This window comes from Sphingomonas sp., from assembly GCF_017744835.1.
In the GTDB taxonomy this organism is placed as follows: Bacteria; Pseudomonadota; Alphaproteobacteria; order Sphingomonadales; family Sphingomonadaceae; genus Sphingomonas.
Genome location: NZ_JAGIAM010000001.1, coordinates 223,110 through 242,130, shown reverse-complemented (window position 1 = coordinate 242,130; position 19,021 = coordinate 223,110). Strand labels below are relative to the sequence as shown.

The 19,021-nt window shown below is 68.2% G+C and carries 24 protein-coding genes; 9 read left to right on the top strand and 15 right to left on the bottom strand.

Annotated elements, in window-relative coordinates:
- Positions 1–6 precede the first annotated feature (6 nt).
- From J7500_RS01100 to lipB, 3 genes are all read right to left on the bottom strand, one after another.
- Positions 7–663, bottom strand: coding sequence for a hypothetical protein (locus J7500_RS01100; RefSeq protein WP_294059237.1), 657 nt, complete (start codon positions 661–663; stop codon positions 7–9).
- Positions 664–842: 179 nt separating this feature from the next.
- The gene (locus J7500_RS01095; protein ID WP_294059235.1) at positions 843–1,097 is read right to left on the bottom strand and encodes a hypothetical protein; all 255 of its coding nucleotides are present in this window, start codon (positions 1,095–1,097) and stop codon (positions 843–845) included.
- Between the two features lie 89 nt (positions 1,098–1,186).
- On the bottom strand, positions 1,187–1,870 hold the full coding sequence (gene lipB, locus J7500_RS01090; protein ID WP_294059234.1) for a lipoyl(octanoyl) transferase LipB: 684 nt from the start codon (positions 1,868–1,870) through the stop codon (positions 1,187–1,189).
- Between the two features lie 118 nt (positions 1,871–1,988).
- Between lipB and J7500_RS01085 the strand changes: the two genes are divergently transcribed.
- Together J7500_RS01085 and J7500_RS01080 are read left to right on the top strand one after the other, a co-directional pair.
- Positions 1,989–2,816 carry a hypothetical protein gene (locus J7500_RS01085; protein WP_294059231.1) on the top strand — a complete coding sequence of 276 codons (828 nt, stop codon included), beginning with the start codon at positions 1,989–1,991 and terminating at the stop codon, positions 2,814–2,816.
- Positions 2,813–3,550, top strand: coding sequence for a hypothetical protein (locus J7500_RS01080; protein ID WP_294059228.1), 738 nt, complete (start codon positions 2,813–2,815; stop codon positions 3,548–3,550). Before J7500_RS01085 ends, J7500_RS01080 begins: the two co-directional genes overlap by 4 nt.
- Here J7500_RS01080 and J7500_RS01075 read toward each other — a convergent pair.
- The 4 genes from J7500_RS01075 to J7500_RS01060 form a co-directional block, all read right to left on the bottom strand.
- Complete coding sequence (locus J7500_RS01075; protein WP_294059226.1) at positions 3,517–4,113, bottom strand: GNAT family N-acetyltransferase; 597 nt, start codon at positions 4,111–4,113, stop codon at positions 3,517–3,519. The two genes, J7500_RS01080 and J7500_RS01075, sit on opposite strands and share 34 nt — an antisense overlap.
- Before the next feature lie 107 nt (positions 4,114–4,220).
- Positions 4,221–5,078: an oxygen-dependent coproporphyrinogen oxidase gene (gene hemF, locus J7500_RS01070; protein WP_294059225.1), complete on the bottom strand. Its 858-nt coding sequence runs from the start codon at positions 5,076–5,078 to the stop codon at positions 4,221–4,223.
- A gap of 162 nt (positions 5,079–5,240) precedes the next feature.
- A complete protein-coding gene (locus J7500_RS01065) occupies positions 5,241–5,690 on the bottom strand; it encodes a tRNA (cytidine(34)-2'-O)-methyltransferase (protein WP_294059224.1) in 450 nt (149 codons plus the stop codon).
- A gap of 45 nt (positions 5,691–5,735) precedes the next feature.
- Entirely contained in the window at positions 5,736–6,356 is a 621-nt protein-coding gene (locus J7500_RS01060) for a DJ-1/PfpI family protein (RefSeq protein WP_294059222.1), read from the bottom strand.
- A gap of 261 nt (positions 6,357–6,617) precedes the next feature.
- Between J7500_RS01060 and petA the strand changes: the two genes are divergently transcribed.
- The 5 genes from petA (at position 6,618) to J7500_RS01035 (ending at position 10,177) form a co-directional block, all read left to right on the top strand.
- A complete protein-coding gene (petA, locus tag J7500_RS01055; protein WP_294059219.1) occupies positions 6,618–7,202 on the top strand; it encodes a ubiquinol-cytochrome c reductase iron-sulfur subunit in 585 nt (194 codons plus the stop codon).
- A gap of 12 nt (positions 7,203–7,214) precedes the next feature.
- Positions 7,215–8,504 carry a cytochrome b N-terminal domain-containing protein gene (locus J7500_RS01050; protein WP_294059217.1) on the top strand — a complete coding sequence of 430 codons (1,290 nt, stop codon included), beginning with the start codon at positions 7,215–7,217 and terminating at the stop codon, positions 8,502–8,504.
- A gap of 15 nt (positions 8,505–8,519) precedes the next feature.
- Positions 8,520–9,356 (top strand): cytochrome c1, encoded by an 837-nt coding sequence (locus J7500_RS01045; RefSeq protein ID WP_294059215.1) that lies wholly within the window; start codon positions 8,520–8,522, stop codon positions 9,354–9,356.
- An 82-nt stretch (positions 9,357–9,438) separates the two neighbouring features.
- Positions 9,439–9,978, top strand: coding sequence for an adenine phosphoribosyltransferase (locus J7500_RS01040; protein WP_294059212.1), 540 nt, complete (start codon positions 9,439–9,441; stop codon positions 9,976–9,978).
- 58 nt (positions 9,979–10,036) lie between these two features.
- Positions 10,037–10,177 carry a hypothetical protein gene (locus J7500_RS01035; RefSeq protein WP_294059209.1) on the top strand — a complete coding sequence of 47 codons (141 nt, stop codon included), beginning with the start codon at positions 10,037–10,039 and terminating at the stop codon, positions 10,175–10,177.
- Here J7500_RS01035 and J7500_RS01030 read toward each other — a convergent pair.
- The 5 genes from J7500_RS01030 to J7500_RS01010 are packed head-to-tail and all read right to left on the bottom strand — an operon-like array spanning position 10,174 to position 14,535.
- Positions 10,174–10,635 carry a MaoC family dehydratase gene (locus J7500_RS01030; protein ID WP_294059208.1) on the bottom strand — a complete coding sequence of 154 codons (462 nt, stop codon included), beginning with the start codon at positions 10,633–10,635 and terminating at the stop codon, positions 10,174–10,176. The two genes, J7500_RS01035 and J7500_RS01030, sit on opposite strands and share 4 nt — an antisense overlap.
- 38 nt (positions 10,636–10,673) lie before the next feature.
- Positions 10,674–11,945, bottom strand: coding sequence for an ectonucleotide pyrophosphatase/phosphodiesterase (locus J7500_RS01025; protein ID WP_294059206.1), 1,272 nt, complete (start codon positions 11,943–11,945; stop codon positions 10,674–10,676).
- Between the two features lie 40 nt (positions 11,946–11,985).
- Positions 11,986–13,368, bottom strand: coding sequence for a hypothetical protein (locus tag J7500_RS01020; protein ID WP_294059205.1), 1,383 nt, complete (start codon positions 13,366–13,368; stop codon positions 11,986–11,988).
- Between the two features lie 44 nt (positions 13,369–13,412).
- Entirely contained in the window at positions 13,413–13,790 is a 378-nt protein-coding gene (locus tag J7500_RS01015) for a hypothetical protein (RefSeq protein ID WP_294059203.1), read from the bottom strand.
- Positions 13,783–14,535 (bottom strand): glutaredoxin, encoded by a 753-nt coding sequence (locus tag J7500_RS01010; RefSeq protein WP_294059201.1) that lies wholly within the window; start codon positions 14,533–14,535, stop codon positions 13,783–13,785. Before J7500_RS01010 ends, J7500_RS01015 begins: the two co-directional genes overlap by 8 nt.
- 70 nt (positions 14,536–14,605) lie before the next feature.
- Here J7500_RS01010 and J7500_RS01005 point away from each other — a divergent pair, with 70 nt between their 5' ends.
- Positions 14,606–15,016, top strand: coding sequence for a MerR family DNA-binding protein (locus J7500_RS01005; RefSeq protein ID WP_294059200.1), 411 nt, complete (start codon positions 14,606–14,608; stop codon positions 15,014–15,016).
- A 21-nt stretch (positions 15,017–15,037) separates the two neighbouring features.
- On the opposite strand, the gene ychF is transcribed toward J7500_RS01005, so the two are convergent.
- A complete protein-coding gene (gene ychF, locus J7500_RS01000; protein ID WP_294059198.1) occupies positions 15,038–16,135 on the bottom strand; it encodes a redox-regulated ATPase YchF in 1,098 nt (365 codons plus the stop codon).
- 128 nt (positions 16,136–16,263) lie between these two features.
- Here ychF and J7500_RS00995 point away from each other — a divergent pair, with 128 nt between their 5' ends.
- The gene (locus J7500_RS00995; RefSeq protein WP_294059195.1) at positions 16,264–17,175 is read left to right on the top strand and encodes an oxygenase MpaB family protein; all 912 of its coding nucleotides are present in this window, start codon (positions 16,264–16,266) and stop codon (positions 17,173–17,175) included.
- Here J7500_RS00995 and J7500_RS00990 read toward each other — a convergent pair.
- A complete protein-coding gene (locus J7500_RS00990; RefSeq protein WP_294059194.1) occupies positions 17,105–18,004 on the bottom strand; it encodes an alpha/beta hydrolase in 900 nt (299 codons plus the stop codon). The genes J7500_RS00995 and J7500_RS00990 overlap by 71 nt on opposite strands.
- Positions 18,005–18,109: 105 nt before the next feature.
- On the bottom strand, positions 18,110–19,009 hold the full coding sequence (locus tag J7500_RS00985) for a pirin family protein (protein ID WP_294059192.1): 900 nt from the start codon (positions 19,007–19,009) through the stop codon (positions 18,110–18,112).
- Positions 19,010–19,021: the final 12 nt, after the last annotated feature.

The window sequence follows — 19,021 nt, the reverse complement described above, 5'->3', positions numbered from 1 at the left end:
GATCCTTCAGATCACTGCCCCGCACTTCTTGTCCTGATAGCGGTCCTTCTTCCAGCAGCGCTTGTCGCCGAACGCCGGGAGGCGGCCGAAGGGCGGGAGCGTATAGCCCGAGGTGCTGCGAAACTGCTCCCCCCAGGGCTTGAGGCTGGCGCGAAGCTCGGCCATCCGCGCCTGGGCGAGGTCGCCCAGCTGCCCACGGCGCGTGAACAGCGCATCATGGCTGATTGAGGCAGCCGTCTGGCAGAAAGAGAGCTGGGCCGAGACGGTCGAGAAACTCGAGTAGACACGCGTGCCGTACTTGTCGAGTTCTGTCTGGCCGTCCTTCTTGTTCTTGTTCGTTCGAACAAAATATTTCTCGAGCGTTCCATAGGAATCGCGCAGTTCTACTGCATGGTCCTTCAGCATCGCATTGTAGTTCGGCAGCGTGAGCAGCGTCGGCTCGAACTGGCACTGGAGCGCGGCGACGTTGAGCGCCGCGCGCAGGTTCCACACCAGCGCGGCGCGCAGCTCGGTGCCCGTCGCCCCCGGCAGTGCCGGGCCGACCATTCCCGGCTCGGCGCCGGTGACCGGCGCCCCCGCGAGGTTCACCGGCTTGAGGAAGAATTGCGCCGATGCGGGCGCTGCGGCGAACAAGCCGGCAGCGGCAGCCAGAACGACGGTCAAACGCGAAACAAGCATCCTGTCCTCTCAACCCAATGGCTCGTGGTTAAGGGTTTTCGAGTCCGTGCCCAAGCCCTTTTTGCTGCATGGCTTCGTCGCGCAGCATATTCCGGGGCGAAACCAACGAAAAAGGGCCGCCCGGTCGCCCGGACGGCCCTTTCAAACACGCTTCCGCGCGATGATTACATCGCGTTGGTGGTGGTGTTCTCGACCGTGGTGGTGGTCGTGGTGTTGGTCTCGACGGTGGTGTTGTCGAGCGGAGCAGCCGTGTCGATGTTGGTGACCATCGTGTCGGTGGCGCCGACGTTCTCGGTCGGGACGACTTCGGTGGTCGCGTTGGTGACGTTGGTCGACTCGTTGCTGGTGCACGCCGAGGCCAGGAGGGCCGCACCGGCGATCATCGAACCTGCAACGATCTTCGAAAGGACTGCACGCATGTAATTGCTCCCTAGATAGTGGATTTGGACGACGAACACGCCGTTAATACCCAAACCGGGGTAGGCATTAGACGGTTTGGGTTGGGCCCTCAAGAGTCGTTTTTTCCCTCGCCAGTGGAGAGAGCGTCCAAAAACGGCGAAAATGTGGCAGCGAGCGCCGAATCGAATGCCTCTGGGGTGACCGGCTTGCCCAGCGCGGCGGCGCTGGTGACGGGGAACTCCGCGATGCCGCACGGCACGATGCCGCCGAAATGTCCCAGATCGGGGGAGAGGTTGACTGCGAAGCCGTGCAGCGTGACCCATTGGCGGATGCGCACGCCGATCGCGCCGATCTTGGCCTCCTGCCCGCGGTCGAGCGTCCAGATGCCGATGCGCCCGGGCGCGCGGAACGCCTCGATGCCGCATTCGCCGAGCGCGGCGATCACCCAGCCTTCGACTGCATGGACATAGTTGCGCACGTCGCGGCGGCGCTCGCGCAGGTCCATCACCAGATAGCCGATGCGCTGGCCGGGGCCGTGATAGGTGTAGCGCCCGCCGCGCCCGGTGCGGTGGACGGGGAAGCGCGCGTCGAGCAGCTCGCCTTCGTCGGTGGCGCTGGTGCCCGCGGTATAGACCGGCGGGTGCTCGAGCAGCCAGACCAGCTCCTCGGCCTCGCCGCGCGTCACGGCGGCGGCGCGCGCCTCCATCGCGGCGAGCGCCTCGGCATAGTCGACGCGCCCCAACTCGACGCGCCACTCGAGACCCGGGGGCAGGTTTGCTGGCGTGGAAGTCATGGCTGCCGATTGCGCGCATGTGCCGCTTTGCGCAAGCATGGGCTGCACGTCGCCCCGCATCCCATTGGCAATACGGGCCGCGGGCGCTAATCACGCCGCATCTGAAGGGGGAAGTCGCATGGTCAAGATGGGGAACGTCTGGGACCGGACAGCCGAGTTCCTGAGCGACAATGTCGGCGCCATCCTGCCGATCGCGCTCCTCGCCTTTTTCGTTCCCGCATCGATCGAGGGCAATTTCGAAGCCGCGCGGCTCGGCGCGGGCCCCGGGCTCGGGCTGCTGCTCGCCCTGCTCCAGCTCGCCTTCGCGGTGCTCGCGGTCTGGGGATCGCTGGTGATCACGGCGATGGCGCTCGGCCTGCAAGGCAGCGCGTGGCGCACTGCGCTCCGGCGGTTGCCCGCGACGATCCTGGTGGCGATCGCGATGCTCGTGGCGGTGATATTGCTCTCGGCGCCGATCCTGGGCGTCATGGCGGCGGCGGGCTATGACTTCACTGCGGTGCAGCAGGTCGAGACGATCGACCTCGCGCCCTCGACGCTGATGGCGATCGGGATCTACGGGCTGGTGCTGCTCGGCGTGCTGATCTGGATCGGCGCGCGGATGATCGTGATGACTCCGGTGATCGTCGGCGAAAACCGCATGTTCGGCGCGATTGCGCGGTCGTGGCGGCTCACCCGCGGCGCCGGACTGCGCATTCTGGGCGTGCTGATCCTCTTCGTTGTGATTTATTTCGTGGCGGCGGTCGCAGCGAAGACGGTGTTCGGCAGCATCTTTGCGCTGGTCGCAGGGGGCGAGGGGGAGGGCGTGTCGCTCGCGGGCGTGCTCACGTCGATCGTGGAAGGCGCAGTGCAGGCCGCATTCTCGGTGCTGATGCCGGCCTTCGCGGCCAAGCTCTACCTTGCGCTGACCGGCGAGGCGGGGCTGCGCAGCGCCTCCGTTCCGGCATGAGGCCCGGTCTGCCCCGCGTCCTCGCCGACGCGGCCGCGCTCTGGCGCAGCGAGCGCGATCTGCTCCTGCCCCTGGCGGGCGTCTTCTTCTTCCTGCCGATGCTGGGCATGGTGCTGCTGATCGCGCACAGCGGTTTCGGCAAGGACATCGCGCCCGAGAAGCTCGGCGAGGCGATGATCGCCTTCCAGACCGCCAATCTGCTGCCGGTGCTGCTCGCCGGGATCGTGCTCGATTTCGGCACCTTCGCCGTGCTCAACCTGTTCCTCCAGGGGCGCGGAGCCACGCTCGGCCAGGTGCTGGGGGCCAGCGTGCGGCGGTTCCTGCCCTATCTCGCGATCAGCTTCGCGGCGCGCTTCGCCTCCAGCTTCGGCCTGTCGCTGTTCGTGCTGCCGGGGCTGTTCCTGCTCGCGCGCACCTGGCTCGCCGGCGTGGCCTATGCCGCGGCGCCTGAAAAGGGGCCGATCGCCGCCTTTGCCGAAGGCTGGCGGCGCAGCCGCGGCGTGACCTGGCTCGTCATGCTCGCCACGGCGCTGTTCGTGATGGTGCCCGCGCTGTTCGCCTCGGTGGTGCTTTCGGCGATGATCGCGGGCGTGGGGATGGCGCTCGGCGGGGGCGAGGCGGGGATGATCCTCGGCTATCTCGTCACCGCGGCGATCGGCGCGTTCGCCTGGACATGGATCGCCGTGCTCGGCGTCGCCTTCTACCGGCTGACGGGCGCCAGCAGCGGCACGTGAGGCGCGGCGTCGGCGGGCAATATCCCGGCGACGCGCGGATCGGCGAAGGTCTCCACCGTGCGCTTGTAGGGCACGAAGCCGTGGCGCCGGTAGAAGCCCAGCGCGGCGGGATGATCGAGCGTGCAGGTATGCACCCAGACGCGCTCCACGCCCTTGCGCCAGGCGAAGCCCAGCGCCTGCGCCATCAGCCAGCCGCCATTGCCCTTGCCGGTGAGCTCGGGGACGAGCCCGAAATAGGATAGCTCGCACGTCGCCTCGACGCGGAAGTCGAGCTCGATCATGCCCAGCTCCACACCGGTGCGGTCGACCGCGGCATAGACTTCGACCCGCGAGTCATCAAGCGTGCGGCGCAGCACTTCCTCGTCCATCACCAGCCGCGAGAACCACAGCCACGGCCCGCCGACGCGGCGGAACAGCGCGCGATACTTGTCGCTCGCCGGCGCCGGCCAGTGGACGAGGCGCAGCGGCGAGGGCGGCACCGGCCGCAGCGGCGGCTTCCTGCGCATCTCCAGCGCCGTGACGACGGTCGCGAGCTGGTCGTTGGCGACGGGGATCAGCGCCATGTGGTCACCTCAGGCCGTCATCCCCGCGAAGGCGGGGACCCAGGAATCGCGAGCGACGTCCCCGGAGACTCTGGGTCCCCGCCTTCGCGGGGATGACGATGTAGGGTTCACCCCCATGTCGCCACGGGCGGCAGGCTCATCAGGATCGCGTCGATGTTCCCGCCGGTCTTGAGCCCGAACAGCGTCCCACGGTCATAGATCAGGTTGAACTCGGCATAGCGCCCGCGCCATTCGAGCTGGCGCGCCTTGTCGGCCTCGCTGAACGCCATCCCCATCCGCCGGCGAACGATCCGCGGGAAGATTTCCAGGAAGGCGCGGCCCACGTCCTGGGTGAAGGCGAAGTTGGCGTCCCAGTTTTCGTCGTTGGGGCCGCCCTCGAGATGATCGTAGAAGACCCCGCCCACGCCCCGGTGCGTCTTGCGGTGGGGAATGTAGAAATAATCGTCCGCCCATTGCTTGAAGCGGGGATAGTGCGCCGGGTCGTGCCTGTCGCACGCGTCCTTGAGCACCGCATGGAATTCGGCGGTGTCCTCCGCATAGGGGATCGGCGGATTGAGGTCCGCGCCGCCGCCGAACCAGCGCTTGGTCGTCACCAGGAAGCGCGTATTCATGTGCACGGCGGGGACGTGCGGATTGGCCATGTGCGCGACCAGGCTGATGCCCGTGGCGAAAAAGCTCGGGTCCTCGCCGGCGCCGTGGATCGATTTGGCGAAATCGCCCTCCAGGCTGCCGCCGACGGTGGAGACGTTGACGCCCACCTTCTCGAACACGCGGCCCTTCATCACGCCGCGCACTCCGCCGCCGCCGGGCGTGCCCGACGGATCGATCCGGTCCCAAGGCGTATATTCGAAGCGCGCGTCCGATCCCGCCTCGGCTTCGATCGCCTCGAACTCGGCGCAGATCGCGTCGCGGAGGCTCTCGAACCAGGTGCGGGCGGCGTGCTGCTGGGCGTCGAGTTCTTGCATGGCCGGCCTAGTAGGCGCGGGCGGCGAAGCCTGTCGAGTGGACAGATTGTCCGTGCGCCTCCCTCTCGTCACCCCCACGCAGGTGGGGGCCGGGAATCGCAGGCGACGTGGCTGGTGGCTCTGGGTCTCCGCCTTCGCGGGATGACGATCGGGAGGTGTGGCTCAGCGCGGCCAGCCGCTGGTCTGGCGCAGCGCCTCGCCCAGCGCGATCCCCGTCGCGACCGAGACGTTGAGCGAGCGCAGCCCCGGCATCAGCGGGATTCGCACCTGCAGCTCGGCGCGCTCGTGCACGAAGTCGGGCGCGCCCGCGCTCTCCGATCCGAGCAGCAGCGTGTCGCTGCCCTCGAACCGCGCCTCGTCGAGCCGCGTGCCGCCGCGCGTGGTGAGCAGCACGATTCGCCCCGGCACCTGCGCCTCGAAAGCTTCCCAGTCGGCATGGCGGCGGACCTCGGCATGATCGGCATAGTCCATGCCCGAGCGCTTCAGCTTCTTGTCGCTCCACGGGAAGCCCATGGGCTCGATCAGGTCCAAAGGCGTGCCGGTGCACGCGGCAAGGCGAAGGATCGCGCCGACGTTGCCGGCGATCTCGGGCTGGAAAAGAGCGATGCGCATCGAAGGGCGACTAGCGCGGCGACGCGGGCGCGTCACCTTCCGCCGTCAGGCAGCGGCCCGCGTGGCGGCAGGGAGGAAAGGATGCACGGCGGCCATCGCCTGATCGACGTACAGCGCCTTCTCGCCCACCGGCGCGACATAGTGGATCGCCTCGCGTGCATCCTCGACGCTTGCGAGCCGCGCGATCATCCAGGCGGCGAGATATTGCGACGCCAGGCAGCCGCCTGCGGTCGCGATATTGCCGTGCGCGATGAAGGGCGCGTCGATCACGTCGACCCCTGCCTCGATCACCCAAGGCTTGGTGGTGAGATCGGTGCATGCCGGCAGATTGCCGATCAGCCCGAGCTTCGCGAGCAGCAGCGTGCCCGAGCATTGCGCACCGATCAGTTGGCGCTCTGGATCAAGCGTCAGGCGCGCGAGCAGTTCCGGATCGGCGGCCAGTTCTCGCGTCCTGATCCCGCTGCCGATCAGCACTGCGTCGGCCTCGGCGGCGAATTCAAGCGGTCGCTGGCGCTGGACCGTGACTCCGTTCATCGACGTGACCTCGGGCGTGGGACAGGTGATGTGCGCGGCGCAGCCCTTGGCCTTCAGCCGGTTGAGGATCGCCGCGGCTACGAACGAGTCAAGTTCGTTGAAGCCGTCAAAGGTGAGAACCGCGATCTGCATTGCGCCTCCATGGGGCAGGGGAGCCCGTTCGCCTAGCAGAGCCGCCACGCGGACGGAACGCCGCTGATGCATGCGGTACGGCCGGTGCGTGGCCACCCCGTTACGCCGCCGTCAAAATCCCTGTTGGCAAAGCCGCTTCGCCCCGTCTATCAGGCCGCCCAAGCCACCGGGGGCACTCGGGCGGCTCTGGGTGTGTATGCGCCCGCGTCCGTTTCTCCGCGCATTCCTCGCGGGCCAGTATCGAAGTGCAAGGGCTGAAGCATGGCAACGCTTGAAGATGGTGTTTCCCCGACCGAAACGGTCGTCCCGCCGGGCGACGTGGTCGAGAACCCCCGCCGGCGCGATTATCTGAAGATCGCCGCCGTTTCGTTCGCCGGTGTCGGCGGCGCCGTCGCCGTGCTGCCGCTGATCAATTCGATGAATCCCTCGGCCGACGTGCTCGCGCTGTCGACCACCGAGATCGACGTCTCGGCGATCGAGCCGGGCCAGGCGATCAAGTCGAGCTTCCGCAAGCAGCCGCTGTTCGTGCGCAACCTGACGCCGCAGGAAATCGCCGAGGCCGAGAAGGTCGAGGTCTCCAGCCTGCGCGATCCGCAGACGCTCGAGGAGCGCACCAAGGAAGGCCACACCAACTGGCTGATCACGCTCGGCGTGTGCACCCATCTCGGCTGCGTGCCGCTGGGCGCGGGCGAGGGCGAGAATCGCGGGCCATTCGGCGGCTATTTCTGCCCGTGCCACGGCTCGGCCTATGACACCGCCGGCCGCATCCGCCAGGGGCCGGCGCCGAAGAACCTCGAGGTTCCGAACTATGAATTCACGTCCGACACTGTCGTCGTGGTCGGTTGAGGATAGACGCGCATGAGCTTTCCCTGGGCACGCCATTACGAACCCAAGCATCCGGTGATGCAGTGGATCGACAGCCGTCTTCCGCTGCCGCGCTTCGTCTATAACGCGGTCGGCGCCGGCTATCCGGTCCCGCGCAACCTCAACTATTTCTGGAACTTCGGCGTGCTCGCCGGCGTGGCGCTGGTCGTCCAGATCGTCACCGGCATCGTGCTCGCGATGCACTTCCACTCGTCGGCGGCCGGCGCGTTCGATTCGGTCAACGCGGGCATCATGCGCGACGTGAACGCCGGCTGGTTCCTCCGCTTCGCCCACGCGAACGGCGCCAGCATGTTCCTCACCGTGGTCTACATCCACATCTTCCGCGGTCTTTACTACGGATCGTACAAGGCGCCGCGCGAGATGGTGTGGCTGATCGGCGTGGTGATCTTCCTGCTGCTGATGGCCACCGCCTTCATGGGCTATGTGCTTCCCTGGGGGCAGATGAGCTTCTGGGGCGCGCAGGTGATCACCGGCTTCTTCTCGGCGATCCCGGTGGTCGGCGACTGGATCCGCGTGTGGCTGCTCGGCGGCTATGCGCCGGACGACGCCGCGCTCAACCGCTTCTTCTCGCTCCACTACCTCCTGCCCTTCGTGATCGCGGGGGCCGTGATCCTGCACATCTGGGCGCTTCACATCCCCGGTTCGGGCAACCCGACCGGCGTTGAAGTGAAGGGCGAGCAGGACACCGTACCGTTCCACCCCTACTACACGGCCAAGGACGGCTTCGGGGTGGGCGTGTTCCTGATCGTCTTCTCGATCCTGGTCTTCTTCCTGCCGGACTATCTGGGCCACCCGGACAACTACATCCCGGCGAACCCGCTCTCGACGCCCGCGCACATCGTGCCCGAATGGTATTTCTGGCCGTTCTACGCGATCCTGCGCGCCTTCACGGCGGACTTCATCATCCCCGCCAAGCTCTGGGGCGTGGTGGCGATGTTCGGCTCGATCGTGCTGCTGTTCTTCCTGCCGTGGCTCGACAAGTCGCCGGTCCGTTCGGGCAATTATCGTCCGATGTACCGCATCGCCTTCTGGGTGCTCGTGGTGGACGTGGTGGTGCTCGGCTATTGCGGCGGCTCGGCGGCGACGCCGACGATCGTCATGCTCAGCCAGATCTGCGCCGCTTATTATTTCGCGCACTTCCTGATCATCGTTCCGATCATCTCGCGTCTCGAGACCCCCAAGCCCCTGCCGAACTCGATCACCGAGGCGGTGCTGGGCGACAAGGGCGGCTCGCGGATCAGCGAAACGGCACTGAGCGCGTAAAGGGGAATCGAAGAAATGCTTCCGCTGTTCATGCGCTCGATCAAGTTCCTGATCGGTCTCGCCTTCGTCGGCGTGCTGGCGATCGCCTTCATCGGCACGCTCGTCACTCGGATTCAGGAGCCGCCGCAGCCGACCGCCGAGGAGGAAATCCACCGGCACCCGCGGGAGCTCCGCCTCGCTTCGGACGGGCCGTTCGGCCGGTTCGACGAGCAGCAGCTCCAGCGCGGCTTCCTCGTCTACGAGAAGGTCTGCTCGACCTGCCACTCGCTGAGCCTGGTCTCGTTCCGCAACCTGGCGGACCTCGGCTACAACGAGGCCGAGATCAAGAAGATCGCCAAGGACTGGGCGATCAAGCAGCCCGTCCAGGACCCCAAGTCGGGCGTCTGGGGCGAGCGTGACAACCTGCCTTCGGACCGCTTCCCGCGCGTCTTCTATCCGGGCACCGGCACCCCGCCGGACCTCAGCCTGATCACCAAGGCGCGTCACGGCGGGGCGAGCTACGTCTACTCGCTGCTGACCGGCTACAACGAGAAGCCGACCGCCGAGCAGATCAAGCAGTTCCCCGAATTCGCCAAGACGCCGGAGGGGATGCACTTCAACCCTTATTTCGCGAACCTCAACATCGCGATGCCGCCGCCCCTGACGACCGAGAACCAGGTCACCTACACCGACGGCACCCGCGCCACGGTGGACCAGATGGCGCAGGACGTCGCGGCGTTCCTCGTCTGGACCGCCGAGCCGACGATGCAGAGCCGTCACCGTGCGGGCGTGGCAGTCATCGCCTTCCTGCTGATCGCGACCGGCCTTGCCTATGGCGCGTACCTGACCGTGTGGCGGGGCGTGAAGCACTGAGGGATGCGCCCGTCGCATCGCTGATCAACGGAACCCCGCCGAAGCATCGCTTGGGCGGGGTTCTTCTTTTCCGGAGGTCCGCATGGCGCAGGACAATGAAGACATCCGCTCGCGCATCCGTACCATCGCCGACTTCCCGAAGCCCGGCATCCAGTTCCGCGACATCACCACGCTGCTGCTCGATCCCGAGGGGCTGCGCCTCACGGTCGAGCGGATGGCGGAGGCTGTCGACGGGCAGGTCGATCTGGTCGCGGGGATCGAGGCGCGCGGCTTCCTCTTCGCCGCGGCGGTCGGCTACCGGCTCGGCACCGGCGTGCTGCTCATCCGCAAGGACGGCAAGCTGCCCGGCGCGACGATCGCTGAGGATTATGCGCTCGAATATGGCACCGATCGGATCGCGATCCATGCCGATGCCTGCGCCCCCGGCGCGCGCGTGCTGCTGGTCGACGACCTGATCGCCACCGGCGGTACGGCCCGCGCGGCGGTGCGGCTGCTGCGCAAGGCGGGCGCGGAAGTGGTCCAGGCGGCCTTCGTCGTCGATCTGCCCGAGCTCGGCGGCGCCGACGCGCTGCGCGGCGACGGGATCGCAGTCAACGCGCTGGTCGGCTTCGAGGGGCATTGAGCGGAACGGCGCGTCCGCGCTGCACGTTCCCCCTTCGATAGTCCGGGGAGTTGGTCCGATGTCCGTTCGTCGTTTTTCAGCGCTGGTGGTGATCGCAGCGCTCGGCCTGGGCACCGCCGCCTGCGCCGGCGGCCATGCCTATGCCGGCGTCGAAGGTGGACCGACGGCCCTTGCCGATCCAGGCGCGCCGCGGAATTAAGCCTCGGGAGCGGCCGCCGGCCGGCGCTGCATGAGGCCGCGCGCGACGAAGCTCAGCACCGGCTCGTCCTTCTGGTTGAACGTGGTCATCCGCGTGCGCACGCTGCCCATGTCGGGCCGCGAGCGCGACGGCGTGACTTCGAGCACCTCGGTCTCGCAGCGGAGCGTATCGCCCGGATAGACCGGCTTGAGCCAGCGCAGCTCGTCCACCCCCGCGGCGCCCAGGCTCGCCTGCGGATGCGCCTTCATATGCTCGACGAACATCGCCATCGTCATCGCGCAGGTGTGCCAGCCGCTCGCCGCGAGCCGGCCGAAGTGCGTGGCCGCCGCCGCCTCGTCGGAAAGGTGGAAGGGCTGGGGATCGTATCGCCCGGCGAACGCCAGCACTTCCTCACGAGTGACCTGATAGCTGCCGAAGCTCGCCCGCTCGCCGACGGAGACGTCATCCAGATAGCGCATGAATTCGGTTTCGTCCCGAAACTAATATTTGGCAAGCGCTAACGACGCCGGGCAGCCGCGAACACCGTGTCGCTGCCGTCGGCCGCCGGCGCCGGCGGCAGGCCGAGCAGGTCGCGCAGCAGCGGATAGACGTCGACATTGTCGAATGCCGGCAGCCGCGCCGCCCGGAAGGCGGGGCCGTGCGCGATGAACAGCGCCGCCATGTCGCTCGCAGCGGGATCATAGCCATGGGCGCCGCCCGTGGAGGGCCGGTCGGAGGCGTTCCTGGCGATGAGCCAGCCGGTCTCGGCCAGGCAGAAGATCGGCGCGATCCGGGGATTGGCGCCATAATGGAAGCGCGCCGGGATCTCGCGCCTCCGCCAGCATTCCATATGCGGGTGCCGGCCGAGCAGGCCCTTCTCCACCGCCGCTTCTTTGCCCGCGGCCGGGATGATCGTGGCGAAGGGGCCGGTCTCCAGCGACCGATAATCCCCGGCGGCTACATAGGGTTCGATCGTAACCACGCGATCGCTGCTCGTAGGCGCCATGCCATGGTCCGCGACCAGGATCAGGTTCGCCGGTTGATCCAGCTCGGCGAGCCCGGCGACGAGCTGCGCGGCCCGTCGGTCGACCTCGGCAACGGCGGCGGTCGTCCGCGCGTCGGCGGGGCCGAAATGGTGGCCGGCGGTGTCCACCGTGTCGAAATAGAGGGTGACGAGCCGCGGCCGCAGAGCGGGGGGGCGGCGCAGCCAGTCGAGCACGGCATCGACACGCTGCGCGCCGTCGATCGCCTCGTTGAACTGGTGCCAGTCGGAAGGGCGCTCGCCCCCTTGCACGTCGCTTTCATGGGGATCGGGGCGGGTGCCTCCGATCGCCACGTTCGATCCGGGCCAGAACTCGGTGGCGGTGCGGATGCCTGCGCGCTCGGCATCCACCCAGATCGGCGTCGCCGCGTTCCACCAGAAAGGATCGTCGTTCGCCTGGGTGAAGATCTCGCCGGGTCGGGCGGGATCCTCCATCTTGTTCGCGACGATTCCGTGCCGATCGGGGCGGAGGCCCGTCACCAGCGTCCAGTGGTTCGGGAAGGTCTTGCTCGGAAAGCTCGGCCGCATCCGCCCGGTGGCGCCTTCCGCTGCAAGCCGCGACAGCATGGGGGTGACGCCGCGATCGAGATAATCGGGCCGGAAGCCGTCGATCGAAACCAGGATCGTCACCGGCGCGCGCGTTTCGACCGCGGTCGAAATGGGAGCCGGGGCCTGTATCGGCGCCGTGGCGCAGGCCTGTAGCAGAGCGGCGGCGGCCGCGGCGGCGAGTTTGGAATACCAGCGCATGCCGCGGCCCATGCCCGGGGATTATTGCCCCCGGAAGTCCCTATTGGCCCAATGCCAGCTGCGCGAACAACGTGTAGCTGATCGGCGCGCTGCCATAGGCCGCGAGCGCCTGCGGCTTGGCATAGGCCGCCAGCGATCCGCCCAGCGCCAGCTCCGCTGCGCTGTCGAGCGGAATGCGATGGGCATAGCCGGCCTCGAAGCGAGTCACCCGGAACGCGCGGTCGTGGAGCGGATCGTCGTGATCGGGGAAGAGCTCGTCGGCGGCGACATTCTCGATCCGGCCGAAGACGCTGTGGTGCCGCGTCAGGTCCCAGTTCGCTTCGGCCAGCCAGGCGGTCCGCGTCGGGCCGGGCACGCGATCCTTGGCCGAAAAGCCGAGCATCGCGGAGAAGCCGTCCCGCGCATAATGCGCGCTGGCCGTGGTGCGTCGCTCGTCCTGGCCGGGATGCATCGCCTCGGGCTCCTCCAACCGGCCGTGGCTGAGCTGGAACGCCCAGTTGGGCGACGGCGTGAAGGTCGCGCGCAGGCTCCAGCTGTCGAGCCGTGGCGTCTCGATGTCCCAGCGGTTCTCGTCGGGCTCGCGGCCGCGGAAGGCCGAGCCCTCGAGCTGCAGCGTCCGCGTTGCGATGCCGGCGGTTACCACGCCGAACGTCACGTGCGTGCTGTCGAACCAATGGTGCGAGATGGGCGAGAGCGGCAGATAGCGCGCCGAGCGCCGCATCATGAAGGCAGTGGGCCCGAGCGCGGGCTCGCCCACGGGGCCGCCGTAGAGGAAGCCGGTCAGCCCCTCGCCGAGAGGCACGTCGACGCGCGCGGACAGCTCCATGAAGAAGTCGTGGGGGTGCTGGCGATCGACCAGCGGTTCGCCGTGTGCGGTCTCGCCCGTCGCGAACAGGTTTGGATAGCCGCGCTGGCCGTTGATCGGATCGAGGCTGACCATCGCATTGAACGCCAGCCGCGTGCCGCTGTCGAAGCGCCGCTCGGCCGAGAGCATCGCCATCGAACTCGAATAGAGCATGTCGTCGCCGCGAGGGCCGCCCTGGTCGGTATAGGCGAGCATCGCGGTGCCGTGCGCCATCACCATCCAGTCGCCGGCCATCAGGTGGAGGCCGTGCATCCCGCCCTCGGCGCCGGGAAGCAGCGAAGTGCCCGATCCCGAGCTGTTGGCCTGGGGCTCGGCATCCATGCGGCCGCCCATCCCCATGTCCATCCCGGCATGGCCAGCATGACCCTGGAGCGTGGGCGCTGGAGCTGGGGCCGGAGCAGGAGCAGGAGCAGGAGCAGGAGCGGGAGCGGGAGCGGGCGTCGGCGAAGGACCCGGCGTCGGCATCGGCTCCATATGGTGGTGGCGGTCCTGCGCGGCGGCAGGAGACGCGGCGAGCGCGGCCGCGGCGGCAGCCGCGAGCAATGCGAATCTGGTCATCTGGAATCTCCGAAAGGTTGAACGTTGCGCAGGCGCGCAGGGGTTCAGACTTCGGATCGCGGGGGAGGCGTTGCGGGCGGCGCAGCCACGAGCGTGGCGCCGGTCAGCGCATGCGGTTTCTGGAGGGCGCGGGCGTGGCCGAGCGGTTCGTCGAGCAACGGGCCGTGGAGTGTCGATGGTGCCACGCACCCCAGGCAAAGCTCGTCCGAGGCGGATTGCTGCGCATGCGCCGGCTTGGGCATATGCCCGTGATTCGCGGCCGACGCGGCGGCCATGGTGCTCGTATGGCACGCGGCGCCCGCTGCTGAGGCAGGCAGCGGCAGCAGCGCCACGAGCAGCGCAAGGATCAGGCGAGCCAGCATCGTCCCGCTTTCTACGCCTGCCCGCCGCGCCCGCAAGTGCGCATCGGCGGGCTCATCCATGGGCCCCGCTCAGCATCCAGACCGCCATGCCGATCATCATCAGATTCTCGGTGAGCGAGATGAAGCCGAGCGGCACGTTGCTGTCGCCGCCGACGCAGGCGCATTTGAGCTCGCGCTTGTCGACATAGACCGCTTTGAACACCGAGACCGCGCCCACACTGCCGATGAACAGCGCGAGCGGCGCCGCGAACCAGGTGAGCACGCCGGCCGCCATCAGCACGCCGGCCAGGCCCTCGGCGAACGGATAGAGCATCGCATAGGGCACCCAGCGCTGCGCGAGCAAATCATAGCCCAGGAACATCGTCGAGAAGCTCGCCACGTCGCGCAGCTTCATCAACGCGAGCAGACACATGGCGAAGGAAATGAACCATGTCAGCGCCTGGAGCGTGAAGGGCGTGCCCGTCGCCGCCTGGCTCGCCGCCAGCGCCATCGCCGCGGCCATCCCGAACAGCGCGATCACGGGCGCATAGGTCAGCGCCTTGGGATCGCGCACCTTGAGCCCCAGATAGCGACGCAGATCGTCGTACCCGCCGATCCGCTCGCCGTCGATGAAGGTCTGGGGCGTGGTCTGCACGCCATGTTCCGCCTTGAAGGCATCGGTCTCGGCGCGCGTGGTGAGATGATGGTCCTCGACTTCGAAGCCCTTGCGGCGCAGCAGGTCGAGCGCGCGCAGCCCCCAGGGGCAGAGGTGCTTGTCCATCACCATCCGATAGAGGACGGCCTTGCGCGGTGCCGATGCGGCCATGGCGGTTTCCTTGCGAAATCAGCGTTCGCGAGCCATATAGGGTCCGTACCATGGTACGGAGTCAAGCGGCATGGAAATGACGATCGCCGGGCTGGCGCGCGCGGGCGGCGTGGGGGTGGAGACGATCCGCTATTACCAGCGCCGCGGACTGATCGACACGCCGGCGCGTCCCGGGGGCCATGGCACCGGGGGCGGCGTGCGTCGCTATTCGGATGCGGACGTGCGCCGGCTCAAGTTCATCCGCTCGGCGCAGGCGGCGGGCTTCACGCTCGAACAGATCGCCGAGTTGCTCGCGCTCGACGCGCGCGACGACCGCACCCGGGCAAGGGAGCTCGCCCGCGAGCAGATCGCCGCGCTCGATGCGAGGATCGCCGAGCTCCAGGCCTCGCGCGACGCGCTGCGCAAGCTCGCGCGCGAATGCGGATCGGGCGACGGCGGGCCTTGCCCGATACTGGCGGCGTTCGAGGGCGGCCAGCGCTAGACCCGCTGGCCGCTGAAGGCTTCAGCTGTGCAGGAAGTGCATCACGTCGCCGTCCTGGACGACATAGGCTTTGCCCTCGGCGCGTAGCTTGCCCGCCTCGCGGGCGCGGGCCTCGCCGCCCAGCGCGACGTAATCGTCGTAGGCGATCGTCTCGGCGCGGATGAATCCCTTCTCGAAGTCGCTGTGGATCTCGCCCGCGGCCTCCGGTGCCGTGGCGCCGGAATGGACAGTCCAGGCCCGCGCCTCCTTGGGACCGACGGTGAAGAAGGTGAGCAGGTGGAGCAGCTTGTAGCCGGCGCGGATCACGCGGGCGAGGCCGGTCTCCTCGAGCCCCAGCTCGGAGAGGAACTCGCCGCGCTCCTCGGGCGGCATGGTCGCGATCTCGGCTTCGATCGCGGCGGAGACGACCACCGCCTCGGCGCCCTCGGCCTTGGCCTTGGCGAATACCTTGGCGGAGAGCTCGTTGCCGTTGGCGGCATCTTCTTCGTTGACGTTGCAGACGTAGAGCACGGGCTTGCCGGTGAGCAGCTGCGCCTGGGCGAAGACCCGGGCTTCCTCGGCATCCTTGGGCTGGGTCAGCCGTGCGGGCTTGCCTTCGCGCAGCAGTTCCAGCGCCTGGCCGAGCACCGAGGCGGCGATCTTGGCTTCCTTGTCGCCCTGCTGGCCCTTCTTGACGTAGTTGGGCACGCGCTTCTCGAGGCTTTCGAGATCCGCGAGCATCAGCTCGGTCTCCACCGTCTCGGCATCGGCGATCGGGTCGACCTTGTTGTCGACGTGCTGGATGTCGTCGTTCTCGAAGCAGCGCAGCACATGGACGATCGCATCCACTTCGCGGATGTTGCCCAGGAACTGGTTGCCCAGCCCCTCGCCCTTGCTCGCGCCGCGGACCAGCCCGGCGATGTCGACGAAGCCGAGCTGGGTCTCGATGATCTTGGCCGATCCGGCGATCTCGGCGAGCTTCTGCAGCCGCGGATCGGGCACCGCGACGTTCCCGACATTGGGCTCGATCGTGCAGAAGGGATAGTTGGCCGCCTGCGCCGCCGCGGTCTCGGTCAGCGCGTTGAAGAGCGTGGACTTGCCGACGTTCGGAAGGCCGACAATGCCGCAGCGGAAACCCATGGGAGAATGCCTGTTCGTCAAGAATTGGGGAAAGCCCGGCCGATAGAGGGTTCGCGACGCTTTTTCCAGCGTGGAGGCGGCGAGGCGCGGAAGCGGAGCGGTTCGAGGGCCTGCCCGTTGTATCGCCGATGATTCTCGACCTTCTCGACCGGCTCGCATCGCAGATCGCGGGCTTCGACGGTGCCGACTTCTCCACGCCCCCGGGCGAGCCCGCGGTGCTTCCGCCGGATTCGGTTTCCTGGCGCGTGTTCAGCAATCCGGTGACCATGTACGTCGGCGGGATCGCCGCGGTGCTGCTCGAGCTCGGCGAACCGCGCGTGCGCCACGGCGTGTGGGATCATTCCAGCTTCAAGCGCGATCCCGCGCGCCGGCTGCGGCGGACGGGCACCGCGGCGATGATTACGGTCTATGGCGCGCGGAGCCGCTTCGAGGCGCTCGCGGCGCGCGTGAGCCGCATGCACGGCGCGATCGAGGGAACGACGCCCGACGGGGAAGCCTATCGCGCCGACGATCCCGAGCTGCTGCTCTGGGTGCAGGCGACGGCCAGCTGGGCGTTCCTCGAAGCCTATGCCCGCTACGCCGCGCCCGTCCCGGCCGCCGACCGCGACCGCTATTATCGCGAGGCGAGGCCCGGCGCCGCGCTCTACGGAGTCGAAAATCCCCCCGAATCCGAAGCCGCGATGGATGCGCTGATGGCCGCGATGGCGCCGCGGCTGGAGCCTTCGCCGATCCTCGGCGAGCTGCTGGAGATATTGCGCACCGCCAGCATCCTGCCGCGGCCGGCGCGCTGGCTTCAGCGGATTGGCGCGCGTGCGGCGGTCGATCTGCTGCCGGCGGACATGCGGGTTCGCCTCGGGCTGGCCGGGCGGCTCGGGGCCGGCGAACGGCTGCTGCTGCGTCGCCTCGCCCGGCTGGCCGAGCGCGTCGAGCTGCCGTCGAGCCCTGCCGCCCGGGCCCGCGCCCGGCTCGCTACCCCTCGGTCCGCGCCAGCCACGCCCCCAGCGCTGCATTCACCGCTTCATGCTGTTCCCAAGGAATAAAATGCCCCCCCTCCTCGATCCTCACCAGCGTGAGGTTGGGGACCAGCCGATCGAGCCCGTCGAGCTGGCACGGGAGCAGCGCCTTGTCCTTCATGCCCCAGATCACCAGCGTCGGCTGGGTGACGGGCGGGAAGGGGGCGTCGATCCAGCCGGGCCGGTCGACCGCCTCGCCTTCCTCGGGCACGACAATGCTGCTCGCGCGGTACCAGTTGAGCATCGCCGTCATCGCGCCAGGCTGGCTCCATTCGTCGAGATAGGCGGCCTTGTCCTCGCCCGCGATGGCGCTCACCAGGTGCTGGGTGAAGGTGGAGGCGAAGAAACGCTCCAGTCCCGCGCCGACCAGCCCCTGGTCGATGCGTGTATCGCGGAAGGTGCGGATGTAGCGGCTCGCGCGGCGCTGCTCGGGGTCGTCGATCAGCGTGCGCTGGAAGATTTGCGGATGGGGCGCGTTGAGGATCACCAGCCGCGTGATCCGCCGCGGATGCTGGAGCGCCGCCATCCAGGCGATTGCGCCGCCCCAGTCGTGCGCTACCAGAGTGAAGCGATCGATATCGAGCGCGTCGGCGAGCGCGATCAGGTCCGCGACCGGCTTGTCGGGAGTGTAGTTCTCGACGCCCTCGGGCTTGGACGAGCGCGCATAGCCGCGCTGGTCGGGCGCGACTACATGATGGTTCGCCGCCAGCACCGGGATCTGGTGGCGCCAGGTGCGGTGCGATTCGGGGAAGCCGTGGAGCAGGATGACCGGCGGGTTCGCCGGGTCGCCGGCAATGGCGACGTCGAGCTCGACACCGGTGGGGAGAGCGAGGCGCTGGAGTTCGTAGGATTGCATGTTCCCCTCCCGCTTGCGGGAGGGGTTGGGGGAGGGGCTTCCCCTCCTCGCCGCGCCCAGACCATGCCCTCCCCCGACCCCTCCCGCAAGCGGGAGGGGAGAGGCTCAGGGATAGCTCACCGTCTTCGGCACTTCCGGGATCGGAATGAATTCCTTGTCGTCGCCCGGCACCTTGGGGAACAGCCCGGCCTTCCAGTCCTCCTTGGCCTGATTGATCCGCTCGCGGTCGGAGGAGACGAAGTTCCACCACACGTGGCGCGGCGTGCTGAAGGCCTCACCGCCGCACAGCATCACGCGCCCGCCGCCTTGCGAGCGCAGCGTCGCCGCGATGCCGGGGCGCAGGATGTAGAGCGTCATCGGCTCGAGCGTCATCCCGTCGAGGCTGGCGTCTCCCAGCGCGACATAGAGCGCACGCTCGTCGGCCTCGGCGTCGATCGGGATGCTCGCGCCGGGATCGAGCTGGATGTCGGCATAGATGGTGCCGGCATAGGTGGTGGTGGGCGCACGCGCGCCCCACAGGCTGCCCATGATCACCCGTGCCCGCGCGCCGCTCGCCTCGACGATCGGCAGCTCCGCGGCGGCGACATGCTCGAAGGCCGGGTCCATCTCCTCGACGGCTTCGGGGAGCGCGAGCCAGGTCTGGATTCCCGAGAGTTCGGGCCCCTTGGCGCGCTCGGCCGAGGGCGAGCGCTCCGAATGGACGATGCCGTTGCCCGCGGTCATCAGATTGACCGCACCCGGCTCGATCGTCGCGAAGGTGCCGAGCGAGTCGCGGTGGTCGATCGCGCCGGCGAAGAGATAGGTGACCGTGGCGAGGTTGATGTGCGGATGTGGACGTACGTCGATGCCGGTGCCGACCGACAGGTGCGCGGGTCCCATCTGGTCGAAGAAGATGAAGGGCCCCACCATCGTCCGCGGCCGCGACGGCAAGGTGCGGTGGACCTTGAAGCCGCCCAGATCGTGGCTGGTCGGTTCGATCGTTTGCATGACCAGATCGTCGAGCATCGCTTTCTCCGT